Source organism: Bacteroides sp. RCH18, from assembly GCF_058231005.1.
The window spans coordinates 2,457,826-2,475,806 of record NZ_JBIPTC010000001.1 but is presented as its reverse complement, the minus strand read 5'-3'; the positions used below and the strand labels follow the sequence as shown (position 1 = coordinate 2,475,806).

The window sequence follows — 17,981 nt, the reverse complement described above, 5'->3', positions numbered from 1 at the left end:
GGCATTCTTGCATATATGATTTAGTATATTTTGATTTTATACAGTCAATTTAAAATTAGTGTTAATTAATATTTTGTTAAACATCAATCTTGTACAATGAAGAAAAAGATTTTAGAATGCTGTTTGGCGAGTGCCCTGCTTCTTACTTCTACTGTGTATGCACAGCAGATTCAGAATATACGGGGTATGGTTGCCGATACTGATGGGAAGCCCTTGTCAGGGGTGGTAGTCCAAGTGCCGGGGACGAAAAAGCAAGCATTAACGGACGTGGACGGCTATTTTGATTTACCGATTACAGAGGGAACGAAACTCAGTTTCTCTCATCCTGATTTTTACTCTCAGGAGACATGTTACAAGAAAAAAGGACGTTTCATTGTCCAGATGGCTTCACGTGCGATGCCCGGTCCGGAAGATAAAGAGATAGTGGTCGACCGTTTACGGGGGACTTCTAAGAAAGGAGAATTGACAGAAACAATTGGCTTTATAAATGGGACGTCAGTTACATCCACTCCTACTTATAATTTTTTAGGGGCTATACAAGGAAGGATGCCGGGGCTGAACATTTATCGCCAAGGTGGTGATATGCCTGCTGCTTATGGATGGAAAGTGCGTAATTCGCGCACAAATCTATTTTTAGTGGATGGAATTGAGCGTGACTTTTACACTATGGACCCAGATCAAATAGAAAGCGTACAGGTGCTGAAAGATGGACTTTCTACTGTGATGCTGGGACAACGTTCTGCTGCAGGTGTCATTAATGTGATTACAAAGAAAGGTAATGTAGGTCGTCCTAGATTTTCATTTACTGCCGAAACAGGTTTTGAAAAAGCGCTAAAGCTGCCGGATTTGCTTGGAGCCGTAGATTATATAACATTAGTGAATGAGGCCTATGCTAACGATCTCCGTGAACCGGGAGCTTATATTGAGGCCTATAATCCGGCAGTTATAGAGAAATACCGGAATAAGGAGAATCCTTACCTTTATCCTGATGTGGACTGGTATGATGAGTTGTTAAATAATACAGCTCCTGTTCATCGCTACAACTTTAATGTATCTGGAGCTACAAATAGCTTTAATTACTTTGTAGATCTTGACTGGTATCGTGAGAATGGCTTTTTTAAAACAAATGATGCGAATAGTTACAATACCAATGCACAGACTAACCGATTTTCTGTACGTTCTAATTTAGGAGTCAAAGTAACTTCAACTACTTTTATGCAGATTAATCTGGCTGGACGCCAAGAACGTTATAATCAACCTGCTGCAGGCACCCGGTCTTTTTATAGTAATATACTTACTACACGTCCTAACCGTTATCCTGTTTATAATCCGGATGGATCTTATGGCTCATATAAGGACTCGAAGGCAAATCAGAATCTGAAAGGTCTGCTATATGACAATGGTCATCAGTTTAAAGACAGCCGCCATATGTCTTTTGATTTGACGATTAAGCAAAATATGGACTTTTTGCTTGATGGTTTTTATCTGGAAGCTACCGGTTCTTATTATTCTGCGACTTCATACCTTACTACTCGTAGTAAAGAGTTTGCAGCTTATTTATATAAAGAAGATGGTTCTTATCAGCAAGTAGGTGAAGACAAAGACCAAGGTAATTCTGGAAATAAAGACCAACGTTATCGCATTACTTTCTTGAAAGGGGCGGCTGGCTATGATCATTCATTCGGTAAACATAAAGTGTCCGCTTTGTTTGTAGCCGATCTGAATCAAATCCAGGATCAAAATGTACAGAAGGGATATTTGAGGAATTATACCAATTATTCCGGTCGAATGAATTACAACTATGATGATCGCTATTTGGCGGAAGCTGTATACACTCGTGGTGGATATAATTGGTTGGCTCCGGACAATCGCTGGGCCGATTACTGGGGTGTAGGAGCATCATGGAATGGACATAATGAGTCGTTTGTGAAAGATTTGAATATCTTTAGTACACTAAAACCACGTATTTCTTATGCAGTAACAGGGCAGGCTATCTGTGATTATGCCGAATATAGACAGTCGTATAGCACTTCTAAGGTTCATGTGTATGGTGGTCCTTTTGATAACAAATGGACAGAGGAGAACAAAACTGCTTCACGTCTTAACCCGGAAATAGCTAAGAAATTGAATGTGGGTATTGATTTGGGATTTCTCAATGACCGTCTAGCCTTTACATTTGATTATTATCAGAATAAGTTCTCTGACGTGGTAGCTACTTCCGAAATCAAGACGGCGATTCTTGGTAATGTTTATCCACGTTCTAATTGTGAAAAATATTCTTATACAGGTACGGAAATGGTACTTACTTGGCAAGATCGTATAAGAAATTTCAATTACTTCATTAATGGTAATTTAAGCTTTGAACAGTCTAAATTCGAATATTCTCCGCAACTTCCGAAGGCTTATCCGTGGATGAGTCGATTAGGAGATCCGGTAGGAATGACCTATGGATATGTGGCTGATGGAATTTTCCAAAGTCAGGAAGAAATCGATGCTTACGATGCTTTCTTGCCATCTGCTGTGAAAAGTACGATTATGCCGGGGGATATTCGTTATAAAGATTTGAACGGGGACCATATTATTGATATTCATGATCAAACCAATTTAGGATCAAAGAAGGCTAAAGGGTATTATGGTATTTCTGCGGGATTTAATTATAGAGGATTTGATTTTTCTGTATTTGCGCAGGGGACTCTCAATCGCCAGGTTTATTTGAACGGTGACTTTATGGACGGTTCAGGAAAAAACGGTGAGGGTGCTATTACTTCTTATGTTTTAGGACGTTGGACTCCCGACAATCATACTAACACTCATACTCGCGTATGGTATGGCAGTAATAATAACAACAGGCAGACTTCTTCATTCTGGATATATGATGCTGATTTTTTCCGCTTGAAAAATGTAGAAGTCGGCTATACGTTACCTACGCTGTTGACGCGCAAGTTAGGTATTCCTTCTGTACGCATCTATGCGCAAGGTATGAATCTGTTGACAGCTTCTGAGATTTTTGATGTACGCAAAGATATTGATCCTGAAATATGGGGCGGCAGTTTCCCTATGACGCGTACTATTAACTTTGGTATAAGCATAAAATTATAAAAGATGAAACGATATATACATAATTTGATTGGTGTATTGGCTGTGTTTGGTGTCTTTTTTTCCTCATGTGAGGATATGGAGAACGAACCGCTTGAAATACAGTCGGATATTTACGTGTGGGACGAGGATGATTATACCGGTGAACACGCAAGGCAATGGTTGAACTTTACTTACTCGTTTATACCTGCAGGAATGGACCGCTTTAATGGACAACCTATGGAGGTTTTGACTGATGATGCGATTCCAACTGACAGGGCCAATGCTAACTGGTCGGTAATAAATTCAGGATATTCAACTACTAATATGTTTCCTTTAGAGTATAGAAAAGCGGATACGTATGGTGAAAGTTGGACATTGCTTTATAAGGCTATTCGCTATTGTAATATTTTCTTGCATAATTACGAGAAAGTGCCTTGGTCGGATTTGGAAGAGGCATCCTATCACGCTAACGAAGCTCGTGCTTTGAGGGCATATTACTATTGGCTATTGGTACGTACTTACGGAGGAGTCCCTTTGATTTACGACAAAGTGTTTACAATGGATAGCCCTGAATTGCGTACATTACAAAGAAATAGCTTTGCAGAATGTGTCCAATATATTAAGGATGAAATAGATGCAGTGAAGGATAACTTACGTCCCTATTCAGATATTGGTGAACGCAAATCACCTGATGAAAAGAAGAATAGCTTTGCCGAGGGAATAGACAGCAATTGGAAACATGTACGTAAGTGGGGTTTGTTGGGACTTGAAGCCCGTATGTTGCTTTATGCTGCGAGTCCATTGGTTAATGGTACCGGTAATGCGGCAGAACCTTGGCTGGGCTATCCCGAAAATGATCCTAACAGATGGAAAGAAGCAGCGGATATTTGCCGTACAATCATTAATACGAATCAGTTCATACTTGAAAAGGATCGCACACGATTGAGTCGTACAACAATTAATGGAGAAGTATTGTGGATGAAAAAAGGGCAGGATGGTAACGCTCTCTATGGCGATAATTGGGGATATAAAAATTCACCTATGGGCTCTAAAGATATGGGAACCTGGGCGGGTAATGGCCGTCCCTGTCGTGGTCAAACCAGTCCTACACAAGAATTGGTAGATGCATTTCCGATGAAGAATGGAAAATCCCTTGACGAAGCTAAAGAGAGTGGTGAGTATAACCCGCAAGATCCTTATAAGAATCGTGATCCACGTCTTACACAAACTGTATTTTATCACAATAGCCGTTGGCTGAGAGCAAATGTAGATGTTTCGGAAGGTGGGAAAGACAATAATTCCATAGAGCCGACGCAGGAAGCGACTCGGACGAAGACCGGTTATTATCTGAAAAGACATTTGGCCGAAAATGAAGAAGATACCCAATTTGGTAAAACTAATTTCCACTCTTCGATAGTTTCTTCTTGGCCGGTGGTACGTTATGCTGATATTTTATTGATGTATGCAGAGGCACAAACCGAATATTTGAATAAAGCGCAAGGAGCAAGTATTATCAATGATGAATTAGTGTATAAGTCGATTGAAATGGTACGTCAGCGCGCAGGACTTAATCCTTATACTTTGAAAAGGGGAATGAGTTATGATCAACTCATTAAACTGATACGTAATGAACGCCGTTGTGAGTTTGCTTTTGAGGAAAGCCGTTTTTGGGACATTCGTCGGTGGAAAATAGCTAACGACATTTATTCCAAACCATTGCATGGCGTGAAGATAACTAAAAAAGAAGATGGAACTTTTCATTATGATTATAATATGGAGGTAGCAAAACCTTACTGGGACGATCGTATGTATCGTCTTCCGATAGATCATAATGAAGTTTTATTTAATCCGAATATAGTACAAAACCCGGGTTACTAATTTGTAAACAGAATATTTATGAAAGTAAAGAATATCATACTATTCTTGTTGTTCCTCTTCTTGGGAGCAACAATCTACGCCCAAAATACGGTAGTTAGGGGTAAGGTTCTGGACGAGAATGGCGAGCCGCTAGTAGGTGCTACCGTGCAGGAAACAGGAAATAAAGCAAATGGCACTATTGTAGATGTAAATGGTGATTTTGTTCTGAAAGTGAAGAGTTTGAATGGGAAACTTACCGTTTCTTATGTAGGTTATCACACTTTGGAGGAATCCATGGGTAATCGATCTTTTATAAAGTTGGTTTTGGCACCGGACTCAAAGGGGTTGGATGAAGTTGTGATTTTGGGTTACGGCCAGCAAAGACGTATTACTATGACTGGTGCTGCAAGCAGTATTAAAGCAGAGGAGATTAAACGTGTACCTGTGGGTAGTATAAACAATGTGTTGGCTGGGCGCTTGCCGGGTTTTTTCTCCGTGCAACGTAGTGGTCAACCGGGAGCCGATGCTGCAGACTTTTTTATTCGTGGAAGTAATTCATTGAATGGCGACAGAAAGCCTTTGATAATTGTAGATGATATAGAATATTCGTACGAGCAATTGGCACAAATCAGTGCTAATGAAATTGAGAGTATTACGATTCTAAAAGATGCTTCTACTACTGCTGTTTATGGATTGAAAGGTGCCAATGGTGTATTGGTTATAAAGACTACTCGCGGGCAGGAAGGCAAACCTACCATTAACTTTACAGCTGAAGGTGGTATTAATAGGGCCATTAAAATGCCTACAATTCTTGACGCTTATACAACGGCATCCCTTTATAATGAAGCGCAGTTAAATGATGCATATGGGCTGAGTGAGCAACCGGTTCTTCAGTTTTCTCCCAGCGATTTGGAGTTTTATCGCAATGGTCTCGATCCTTATGGTCATCCTAATGTAGACTGGGTAAATACGGTGCTTGCCAAACAATCTTCTTCCGCACGTTTTTCCGTAGATATACGTGGTGGAAACAAGTTTGTGAAATATTTCACATCTTTGGCATATTATACTCAAGGCGGTATGATGAAACATTATGCTCCTATTCAGCCTGGTGAAGATGTTGATAACAACTATTATTACCGGCGTTATAATTTCCGTTCTAATTTAGATTTTACACCGACTAAGACGACAAGTATTCGCTTGGACTTGAACGGGCGTTTTGAGACACAGAACACTCCTGCCGGTTCAGTGAAAGGGTCGCTTTTTGATGAGATTAAGAATTACAGCATATTGACTCCCTATGCAATGCCATTGACTCTGCCTAACGGTAAGCCTTCGTATGCCACTCATCCTGGTGTGGATACTTCAAATCCGGTAAATCCAATTGCCCGTTATGCCAATTGTGGTTACAAGCGTCATTATAAGAATAATTTCAATGTATTGTTGAGTGCCGAACAAAAACTTGATTTCATTACCGAAGGATTATCGGCAATGGCTACGGTTTCATATGCCGGTAACTTTAATGAAAGACGTGAATTGACACGTAGTGTGGATCTTCCCGCTTATTTGTATGATCCGGACAATAATTCTTATATTGCCCGTGGAGGAGGTTCTAAAAAATTTCCGACTTATTCATTAGGTGGGAATGATGATACCTTTAACTATAAGGTTACTTATCAGGGAAGATTGAATTATGATCGTACTTTCAATGCGACACACCATCTTTACATGTTGTATCTTATCAGTCGCCAGTCATACATAAATCAAAAGAATTTGTCGGACAATGACCAGAGTATGACATGGCGTTTGGGATATGATTTTAAACATCGCTATATGGTGGAATTCAATGTTGCTTATAACGGTAATGACCGTTTTGTCGGAAAGAAAAAGTTTGGTTGGTTCCCGGCTGTTTCGGTAGGTTGGAATCTGTCGGAAGAGACGTTTTTCAAGAGTGCTTTCCCGTTCTTCGACTTGTTCAAGTTGCGTGCCTCATACGGTCTGGTCGGTAGCGATAATTCTTTTGGAAAAGATAAAAATACAACGGATGTCATTTGGAAAGGAGGAGGTAATCCCTGGGGAAATACGACAACTGAGGGAGAACTGGTGTATGTCGATGCCACTTGGGAGAAAGAACGTAAGCTTGATGTCGGTTTGGATATGAATATGATTGATGGACGCTTGCGCTTTACGATAGATTACTTCCGTAACCAGCGTTATGATCAGCTGATTGCAAGTGGTGACATACCTGCTATTATCGGACAAACACTACCCAAACGCAATATCGGTAAATCCGAGAATTCAGGTTTTGACGGTGAGTTGAGTTATCGTGGTTCTATAGGTGATTTTAGTTACAATGTGGGTACTACTTTTTCTTATGCTAAAAATAAGGTGGTATATGTTAGTGAAGCACCGGCTTACCCTTATCAGGCACAAACCGGACATCGTATAGGCACGAAGTTAGGGTTGAAATGCCTTGGCTTTTATCAACAAGAGGATTTTGATGAAAATGGTAAGTTGAAAGAAGGTATTCCGGCTCCTGCTTGGGCAAGCAATTTGCAACCCGGTGATTTACGCTATGCTGATTTGAATGGTGATAATTTTATCACTGATGCTGATAAAACGTATATATCTAAACCCGATACGCCTACTTGTACCTATGGTATTACTCTTGGAGGTAGCTGGAAAGGATTATCGTTTAATATGTTGTGGCAAGGAGCATTCGATTATGCTATTCCTAATATGGGAGGTAATCTTGTACCTTTTGCGAACAATATGCAAGAATTGATGCTTGAACGCTGGACTCCGCAAAATACGAATGCTCGTTTTCCACGTTTGGGAATTACTACTTGGGAAAATAATAATTATAATACCCATCTTTCTGATTTCTGGTATTTGGATGCTTCGTATATTCGTCTGAGAAGTGCGGAAATAGCTTATCAGTTGCCACAGGACTGGCTGCGAAAAACTACAAAAGATATAGTGAAAGCAGTGCGCTTGTATGTTACCGGTTATAATCTGCTCAACTTTTCTAATCTGACGAAGCTGAGTATGGACCCTGAAAATACGAGCAGTTCGGTTTATCCTACACAGGCAAGTTATATGTTTGGAGTTCAATGTGCATTTTAAGAAATAATAATATGAGACTGAAATATATCACAAAGTTTTTTTTAGTTGCTGCTTGCGGACTTGTCACTTTTGCAGCATGCAGTGATGAGTATCTTGATAAGAAAGTAGACGTTTCTGAAACGCAGGAGAAGGTCTATTCGGACAGTGCGAAAGTTGCAGGTGTTGTCAATGGCTTTTACGGTCAAATCGGCTATTCCCATAGCTATAAACGGTTCGGACAGTGTGGTCTTGATTTTCCTGCCAAAGAACTGGAGGCAAGAGGGGCGGAACTAAGCATGGGTATGTACTTAGCTCAAGGGACGGTCAATGTTAATAATGCGGGAAACGATGCGTGGAACAATACGTATAATAAATGGCGCGCTATCAACATTTTCATGAACAATTACAATGAGGGGAAGGTAGCGGCTATTCTGAGTTCAGACCCGAATAAACCGGGTGAGACCCTTACTAAGGCCACCATTGAATATTGGAAAGGACAGGCTTTCTTTCTTCGTGCATGGTTTATAGCCACGATGATTAAACATTATGGTGGAATTCCTTTGATTGAAGACCGGGTATATACTGAAAATGACAAGATTGATGTGCCTCGATCTACTTATGGAGAAAGTGTTAAGTATGCAGTAGACCAGTGTGACAGTGCTTTCTATTATTTGGAGCGTTCGGGACATATTTACAGTCAGGGAACTGTTAATCCTGTAGGAAGCATTCATGGGAAAAGCGAAGGGCGTGCATGCGGTATGGCGGCTCTGGCTTTGAAGGCGCGTATTCTTCTGTATGCGGCAAGTCCGTTAGTGAATTGTAAACGTGAAGATGATCCGAACTTGCTGGTTTCTTATGGAGATTATGACGCAGCTCGCTGGAAGGCCGCTTATGATGCAGTTAAAAGATTTATAGATCTTAATAATACAAATTCATGGTATGAGTTAAGGCCCGGTCAAAAAGACAACACTACACCGGCCAAAAGCTGGTGGCCCCGGTTCTATTATGCGTTTATGCATGATGCTGTGACGAATAAAGAACCTATATTTTGCGATTTTCTTTCGAATGAACAAGGTGACAGCCAGAATCGTGTAGCATTGGATGCTTATTATTCTCCTAATTCACGTATTTCACGATTTGCTAATTTAAATAAGCTTACAGGCTTTCCTACGCAGGAATTAGTAGATGCTTTCCCTATGGCTGATGGTTTTCCGATTCGTGATAGCCGGAGTAAGTATACATACGAGGATGGTGATGATATGTATCTGAATCGTGATCCGCGTTTAAAGGCAACAGTATCTTATAACGGTGCTTATCGTATGATGAATGCTTATAAGGATGCGTTAATGAGGACATATACTGGTGACATGGTGACAACGGGGAATCCTGATGAGACAAGTGCTATAAAAGATGGTATTTATCAGCCAAATGCGACAACTACAGGATACTATCGCATGAAATTTATTTTGGATAATGGTGGCTTGGAAACCTATGACTATCGCCCGACTATCCTGATGCGTTATGCAGAAATTTTATTGATTGCTGCAGAAGCTGCTAATGAGCTGGTTGCAGACGGAGCATTGGCTCCGGAAGAATCAAAGGAGTATATTCGTATGATTCGCCAGCGTGCTGAGATAGAAGAAGGGGAATCTAACAAATACGGTGTTATGGATGACATCAAGAAAGAAGATATGCGCAAGCTGATTCAGACAGAGCGTCAGATAGAACTGGCGTTTGAAGAACATCGTTATTGGGATGTTCGCCGTTGGAAGATTGCAAAAGAAGTGTTGGGTGGTCCTAGTCATGGAATGGAGATTACACGCAGGGTACTTGATGATGGAGGCGAAAGCTTTAGTTATCGTCGTATAGAGGTGCTGAACCATGTATGGGATGATCGGCTGTATTGGTGGCCTGTTCCACAAAGTGAAATGTCAAAGTCTGGCGCATTGATTCAGAATCCCGGGTATTAATGTTAATAAATAAAAAATAAAGAAACATGAAATCTATAAACTATATATTGATAGTTGCCTTGATGTTACTGTTTCACGGTTGCGTGCAAGGCGAAGGCATGGTTTCCGGGGAAGGGGAAACGTATAAGATAAAGGCTGACCTTCAAACAAAAGGGGAGGTAGAAGGCTTTTATGACAAAGGAACAGGAACATTGACGTTGCTTGTGTCGTGGACCGATCTGTTTGTAAAAGGAGAAGATGAGATAGTCGGTGTTAAGATTTACAAGGGGGCGCAACGCAATGGAGCGATACGTTTTCTAAAATATTCGAATAACAATCCCACTAATGAAGCAGGGATAAGTTTTGTTATTTCCTCTTATCAGGGGCTATCAGCTGCTGAAGAACAAGCTTTGTTGGCAGGCGAACTTTATTTGGCTATTTCTACGGAAAAGCATCCTGATGGTATTGTTTCCGGACAGATTACAACTTCTGTTTATGAACAGTTGAATTCACATAAGATAAAGAAAATCAAGCTACAGGATGATGCTACGGAATTTCGGGTGAAGATGGGTACTACAGCCAAATTGCCGCTTTTAGTTATACCTTATTATGCTGCAAATCCGGCGGTGAAGTATGAATCATTGAATACGGATGTGTTTACAGTAGACAGTGAAGGTATGATTAGTGGCTTGAAACCGGGAGTTGGAAAAGTAAAAGTATCTTCTACGGACGGGACAAATATTGTAGCCACTTTTGATATTAAGGTAACTAGTCCGGAAACGGTTAGTGATATAATCTTTGTCGACTCGGATAATTTGTTTATTATTAAGGGTGAGGAGCCACTGCAACTGGCATGGTCGGTATTACCTGAAACAGCGGTAAATAAATCTGTTAAATTCATTTCGTCTGATGAATCCATAGCTACGGTTGATGCGGAAGGACGTGTTACGGCACTTTCGTCAGGTACGGTAACTATCACGGCAATGGCGGCTGATGGTGCTGGAACTTCGTCTACCTGTGTGGTGAAAGTTTATGGCACTTTCCGAATGCTTGACCGTGCAAAATGGACGGCAACAGCTACTTCCTGGCAAGTGAACAATGAGCCTTGGAAAGCTATTGACGGAGATGGCACCTCTTCTTCTTTGTGGCACAACATATGGAACAATGGTACAGGAAAGGGTGATTTACCGCAAGCACTGGTGATTGATATGGGTGATGAGGAACGGGTTTCACAACTGGAATTGGATAGGCGGAATGACAACAATACAGCGGACGTTCATACGGTAGAAGTATATGTTGGTTTGGATGCCGATACTGCTCCATTGGTAGGAACGATCGTTTTTGGTGATTCGAGCAACAAAGAGATTACAGGACGTGTATCTTTTGAACCGATGCAAGCTCGTTATTTGAAACTGGTGTTTACTAAGAGTAATCGAGGAAAATCTGTCAGTGCGGCTGAGGTCAGAGCTTATTTGCTGGAATAAAAGGAATTGTTTTTCAGGATGTAGAGAGGAATGTCATAGTTCAACATTAGGTTTAAACTTGTAATTTGAAACTTGGCTATCCTTTTTGACAAGACAAGAGCCATATCGCAACTTATATAGAGTTCGGTATGGCTCTTTTATGTTATTTATCGGGTCACAGTCCGGAATATTTTCCGTTTTAAAGAAATGATACACCCATCCTCAGAAACTCCTTGCACGAGAATTGTATAGGGTGTATCGCTATCTGAGGTATAAAAATCAAAAGAAGCTTCTCCATTATCAGTTATAGGTACACAGGGATTCCAATAGAGAGTCGAGCGGTTATCTTCCAATGCAGAACTTTGCTTCTCTTCGGTATCATAACAGACCGGATAAAAACGTTTTAACCGCTGATACCCCAAAGGGGATACACGTACTACGTTTCTCACAAGTTCGGGGCGTGTTATTTCTCCCCGTTTTGTCATGATCAGAATAGCACCGTTTGCTCCTTTCATTCCAAAAACTGCTGTTGACGCGTCTTTTATAACTTCTATTTCATCTATTTCATCAATGTTTATATTCCTTACATCTTCAAATGTAGTAGGGATGTCATCCAGGAAAAACAATTCATTTTTAATCCCGCTCAGCATTACACTATCCCCGCTTATATATACTCCGGGAAATCTTTCCAACATGTCCGCCAACGATCTCGGATGGGGAGTCATTAATTCTTCCGCTGTTTTTACCCTTCCCATAAGAGAATGATATACTGATTTACCTATCTTCTTTACAGAGTCAGCTTTTACAATGACTTCGTCCAACTGATAACTGTTCATTGCCTGGGCCAAGGAATCAAACCGTTCCCGGTTTTCATTCCGATAAGCATAAGATTTAGCTGAGTTAGCGTTGTGATTGACAGCAGAATGTTTGAATGGATAGAATACTTCCGGTTCCACTATCGGCTGGATTGATTTATTACCTCTTTTGCCTTCTGCTCTTATGAGAAAAGTAGAGCCTTCGGGAAAATCAAACCCGGTAAAACAGAATCTACCCAAAGAGTCTGTATGTTGTTTGGCACTAAAAAGAGATTCTATGCCAAAAATCGAAACTTCAGCATCTGTTTTTGCTTTGCGGCTATAAAAATCATAAGCGACTCCTTTTATTTCAGGAGATACATCAAAACGACCGTCCGGATGTTGATAATTACCGTTTAATAAATTCTTGAGATTGTAGCGTGGCCATTGCTGCCGGTCAGCAGACAAATCGGATTCCCATAGTAAATATGGAGCGATCATGCGGAGACTATCCAAACATACACTGGCATCATCCGTCACCGATACGGAAAAATTCCCTTTCAAAGGTTTTCCTGTCTCATCAAGTAGCTTCATGACAACGTTAACCTGTTCTCTGCGACTATAAGTTGGTTTATCTGTCGTAAACTTTATATCCGGACCTTTTCTTTCATTCGTACACAATAAATGTTGATCTAGAAGATGTAGCCGGTCATCCAGTAATAATGTCTGGACTACACCTGCCGGAAAGGTACTGATATCAAATAAATAGCGTTCACGTTCTTTTTCGAGGGCTTCAGCATAAAATACGATTCCACGGCAGTGCATGGCCAAATATAACTTTTCTCCTCGTGATAATTTAGCTAAAACGACCGGAGATAAAGCTACTGACAGAATATCATTTTGGTGATTTAAGTCGAACAATGATGCTGTAGCATCCTGCTGTTCATCTTTTATCTTCAATGTTTCAGATATATTTCCTGTAATGACCGGATTTATCACTGGCAATTCGACGTCAAACAGGCAATCCTGATTCAGATTCTCCATAAAACGAGTATAAGCACATAAATGGTAGCTACTCTGCGGAGCAGATATGGGAATTGGCATATAACCGCAATAAATAGAGTCACTCAAACAAACTCTAACCCGATGAATAACCGAATCCAACTGATTGATAAGTTCTACATAGACACATCGACTCACAGTTGCAGGAATGTGTGTAGCTGCATCGACCACATGCGCACGAAACCAAATTGTATCTCCTGCAATATAAGCAGATTTATCTGTATGGAGATAAAGTTTCTCTTGCGGAAACAGCATCAATTGATCTTTAAAGCGATCTTGAATGGAATCAACCAGTGAGGATTGTGCCATACAGGGCAGCAACATTCCGGCACATAGAATGGTAGGAACGATTATTTTTATTGTTTTCATATTATTCTAGTAAACGGAAAATCTCTCACGACACCATTACAAATACAGACCTGCTAATAAATACAGAAAAATAGCAGTACAGGAAACTATCCTTTATTCTTTTCCCTGTATTGGCTGGGTGTCATTTGGAATTCCTCTTTAAAGTGTGAATTAAAATATTTTAAGGTGTTGAAACCTACCATGTAAGAGATTTCATTTATGTTATATTGACTGTTGGTGAGTAATTGCGCCGCCCTTTTTAAACGGATGGACCGGATAAATTGGAGTGGCGTTAAATCGACAATAGATTGCAACTTCCGGTTCAAATGAGTTTTACTCAGTCCCAGGTCCTTACTTAAATCTTCAATCGAATATTCCGGATTGTCGATGTTCTCTTCTACGAAGTTTAGAGCTTTTCTTACCAATTCCTCATCAAGAGAGGTGGTAGTTATACTGCTAGGAGTTATTTCGATAGTTTTATGGAATAACATTTTCCTGTTTTCCTGTTGCTCAATTAGTTTCTTTATTCGTATACACAATAGTTCGAAACTGAATGGCTTGGAAATATAAGAATCAGCACCGGCCTCATAACCTTCCATTTTTGATTCGTCCGAAGTACGGGCCGTTAGTAGGATGAAAGGAGTGTGAGAAGTTTGTATGTTGGATTTAACACGTTGACACAATTCGATCCCGTCCATTTTGGGCATCATCAAATCGGAGATGATTAAATCCGGATATTCCGATAGTATCAATTTCTCAGCTTCTTCTCCATTCGGAGCATCAATGACACGATAACATTCACTAAGTTGCTCGGTTAAGTAATTGCGAAACTCGTCATTGTCTTCAACAACAAGGAGTTTTTTTCTATCGTCTTTTTCTTTTGTGTCGGGTATGATGTCACCTTCACCTGTTCCGTTCTTTTCTTCTTCTTCCTGATGATTTTTATCATTGGTTTTAGGCAAATCAACCGGTATATATACTGTAAAAGTACTGCCGATGTTAATTTGGCTGCTCACTGTTATATCTCCGTTATGTAATCTGGCGTATTCTTTAACCAGATGCAGGCCAATACCGCTTCCGGCTGGTGCATTATCGTCTTTTATCTGATAGAAGCGTTCAAATATATGAGGCAGGTCTTTTTCATCGATGCCACATCCGGTATCGCTTACTTCTATCGTGATGTATTCTTTATCGTTTCTGTCTGCTTTATTCACAGTAAGTTGTATATGTCCATTTTGTGGAGTGAATTTAAATGCGTTAGACAACAAGTTATTAATGATTTTATACATCATATCATGATCGTAATTGATCAGGAGATAATCAACCGATGTTTCTAGGGTGAAATCGATATTTTTAGTAGTGGATAACTCTTTGAATTGTAGATATATATCTTTTATGAATTGTATGATGTTTCCTGTCTTGAATAAAACTTTCTCCCCTTTTATCTCCAGTTTTCTGAAGTCCAGAAGCTGATTAACCAGACTAAGCAGCAGGTGTGCATTTTGATAGATAGAATCCAGCTTCTTCTTCAATACCATATCGCTCTGCTGTTTTATTAACGTTTCGAGAGGAGTTAATATTAATGTTAAAGGAGTGCGGAATTCATGACTGATATTGGTGAAGAATTGAAATTTCATTAGGTCCAGTTTTATTTTCTGTTCCTGTTCATATATCTCTTTTTCCTTGAGTATTTTTTTCTGCGTCCGTCTTTGATATCGTTTTAGAATGTAAATAAAGATAGCTATGCTCAATATGATATAAATGATTATAGCATAAGAGGTAGCCCAAAACGGAGGAGTAATTATAATGGTTAATTCGTAGGGTATTTCTCCCCATACTTTATCATTATTGGCTGTATATACCATAAAGTTATATTTTCCCGGGCGGAGGCCGGTGTAAGTAGCCTTGCCCAGTTCATTGCCTGAAATTTCATTCCAATCTTCATCAAAATTCTTGAGCATGTATTTATAGTATGTCTGTGATGGGTTAACATAATTCATACCCGCGAACTCAAATGTAATGAAATTCTGATTGTATTTAAGGGTTATTTGCTTGGTTTTATTTATGGGTTCTTCCAATATAACTTTTCCATTATATTTTTCTTCTTCTTTTATAAGGGAATTGAAGATTCTGAATGCTGTTAATACAGGTTTGTTCTTACTATTATTGTAGATGATTTTGTTGGGATCAAAATAATTAAATCCATGTGCTCCTCCAAAATATAATGTGCCGTCTTTGGCTTTAAGAGCTGAATGATCATAGAATTTTCCCCATTGTAATCCATCTGAGATTCCGAAATTTACAATCGAAAAGTTATAAGTATCATTGGATTGAATGGGGGCGATTTTACAAATGCCATTCAGTGTTGAAGCCCATATTACTCCATTGTCATCTTCAAGTAGGGAGTATACTTCATTATTAGGTAACCCTTCAGTGACGGTGAGTTTATATAACTTAGTTTTGTCCCAAACTCTGATTCCATCTTCGGTAGCAAACCATTCAAGTCCCCGGGTGTCTTTTAATATCCCGAAATATTTGATGTTCTGTTCAAAATCGGGATTGTCAGTTCCGGGAATATACAAACTGTCTCGTTTAGTATTGTAATAGTAGATACCTTTATCTCCTACTGCTGCAAATGTTTCATCGTTAATTGGATAGAGGTGATAGATTAGAGTATAGTCCTTTATTTCCGGATATTTATCGGCTAGCATATATAGCATTTTTCCAGTAACCGGATCGATTTGCCCTACACCGCCTGTTACACAGGCCCAGAATCGGCCGTCTGTATCTTCATAGATACATCTTGAAATATTTTGGTTCGGATCTTTCTCCAGATTGATTGATGACCTGAGATATTGTCTTATTTGTTTTCCTTCTATACAAAAGAATCCGCCCAGATAAGTTCCTACCCATATTCTGCCGCTATGGTCTTTCCTGATAGAGAGACACAGGTCGTTGATTTGTTCTTTAAACAATCGTTCCACTTTCTTTGATTCCGGGTAGAAACGATATAAACCGTCTCCAGAGCCAATTAAGACAGTACCGTCTTCTTCTTCCAGAAAACAGCGTATGGTTTCGTTAGTAATTTGTGTTCCGGTATTAATGGTCTGAATTAGCTGAAACTTTTGCATGCTGGGATGATAGTAACACAATCCCTGAAAAAGTGTACCTATCCATATGCCATTATTAGGATCGATAAAGAGTGTGAAAATGTCATTGTCCTGTACTCCCCCGTTTATAAGACGCATGCCTGGCAGGTGCGTTACTTCGAATGTTTTGCCGTCAATATACCTTAATCCGGATTTGGAAGTTCCTACCCATACATTTCCGTCGTTATCCATGTCCATGCAGGTGAAAAAATTGGATATACCTTTAATCGTGGCAACTTCTTTCCAATCTCTGTTTATCCTGTGGTGAAAGTAAACAGCATTGTTATACATCAGCCAGATATTCCCCACTGCGTCGGGATGGATATATATTCTATCGGTAAAGTCGCCTATGATATTCAAGAAACGGGTTTCCTGAAAAATAAATTCGTGAGAGGTATAGTCCCAACAACGTATTAATCCGCTGCTATATACAATCCAACAGAGATTTTTGTATTGAGTCAGTTCCATCGGGATTCCGTATAGTCTGGTGAAATCACTCTGACCGTCTTCTATCGTAATAAGTTTGCTTTGGGTTGTATCGTAAAAGGTAAATGTATTATCTTCAGTCAGAAACCAGTAGTTTTTGGAGTCGTCGATAAAGAGATTCTTCAGACGTTTGGTAATGCCCAGTGTGGCTAATTCTTCCGATATATTGTAGTTGAATTTGTTGGTATTCAGGTCAAGAAGTAGCAGATATCCGAGTTCTTTCATCCATATTCTCCCTTGATTGTCGTAATATTCTTTGGTGGGGCGGTTATAATTCCATACGTATTTCTGCTTTTTATCATAATGGAAGTATTCAAAGGTCGTCCCATTATAGATATTCATTATGGAAGCGGTTCTGACAGCAATACGCCCGTCGGGGGTGATGCTCAATCCACGTATCTGATTATCGGACAGACCATCGACGATATCTATTAGACGGAATTTATATTGATTGATAGCAAAACTGCTTATGCTTAAAAGCAATACTAGGATGGATGACAGATATCTCATTATTAATAGGAATTGGTTTTTCTACTACAAAGAAAACAAAAAAAACGGTATATTCATAGTACTCATAGCTTCATGAGGTAGTACAATTTGAACCATTTTCTTAGCCGGAAACAAAACTGTTTGTCTGACCGACCAGTTTATGATTCTATATGACATAGGATCGATATTATTTATCTGTATCTT

At 39.7% G+C, this 17,981-nt stretch carries 7 protein-coding genes; 5 read left to right on the top strand and 2 right to left on the bottom strand.

The features are described from left to right. Positions 1–96: 96 nt before the first annotated feature. The 5 genes from ACHLI0_RS09860 to ACHLI0_RS09840 are packed head-to-tail and all read left to right on the top strand — an operon-like array spanning position 97 to position 11,470. Positions 97–3,099 carry a SusC/RagA family TonB-linked outer membrane protein gene (locus tag ACHLI0_RS09860; RefSeq protein ID WP_225720923.1) on the top strand — a complete coding sequence of 1,001 codons (3,003 nt, stop codon included), beginning with the start codon at positions 97–99 and terminating at the stop codon, positions 3,097–3,099. 3 nt (positions 3,100–3,102) lie between these two features. Then, entirely contained in the window at positions 3,103–4,956 is a 1,854-nt protein-coding gene (locus tag ACHLI0_RS09855; RefSeq protein WP_055219600.1) for a RagB/SusD family nutrient uptake outer membrane protein, read from the top strand. An 18-nt stretch (positions 4,957–4,974) separates the two neighbouring features. Further along, positions 4,975–8,058 carry a SusC/RagA family TonB-linked outer membrane protein gene (locus ACHLI0_RS09850; RefSeq protein ID WP_490749036.1) on the top strand — a complete coding sequence of 1,028 codons (3,084 nt, stop codon included), beginning with the start codon at positions 4,975–4,977 and terminating at the stop codon, positions 8,056–8,058. Positions 8,059–8,069: 11 nt separating this feature from the next. Beyond that, positions 8,070–10,007, top strand: a complete 1,938-nt coding sequence (locus ACHLI0_RS09845) for a RagB/SusD family nutrient uptake outer membrane protein (protein ID WP_490749035.1) — start codon at positions 8,070–8,072, stop codon at positions 10,005–10,007. Between the two features lie 26 nt (positions 10,008–10,033). Then, the gene (locus ACHLI0_RS09840; RefSeq protein ID WP_490749034.1) at positions 10,034–11,470 is read left to right on the top strand and encodes an Ig-like domain-containing protein; all 1,437 of its coding nucleotides are present in this window, start codon (positions 10,034–10,036) and stop codon (positions 11,468–11,470) included. Between the two features lie 146 nt (positions 11,471–11,616). On the opposite strand, the gene ACHLI0_RS09835 is transcribed toward ACHLI0_RS09840, so the two are convergent. Further along, a complete protein-coding gene (locus ACHLI0_RS09835; RefSeq protein ID WP_490749033.1) occupies positions 11,617–13,674 on the bottom strand; it encodes a TonB-dependent receptor in 2,058 nt (685 codons plus the stop codon). A gap of 86 nt (positions 13,675–13,760) precedes the next feature. Beyond that, positions 13,761–17,798, bottom strand: coding sequence for a hybrid sensor histidine kinase/response regulator transcription factor (locus ACHLI0_RS09830; RefSeq protein WP_490749032.1), 4,038 nt, complete (start codon positions 17,796–17,798; stop codon positions 13,761–13,763). Positions 17,799–17,981: the final 183 nt, after the last annotated feature.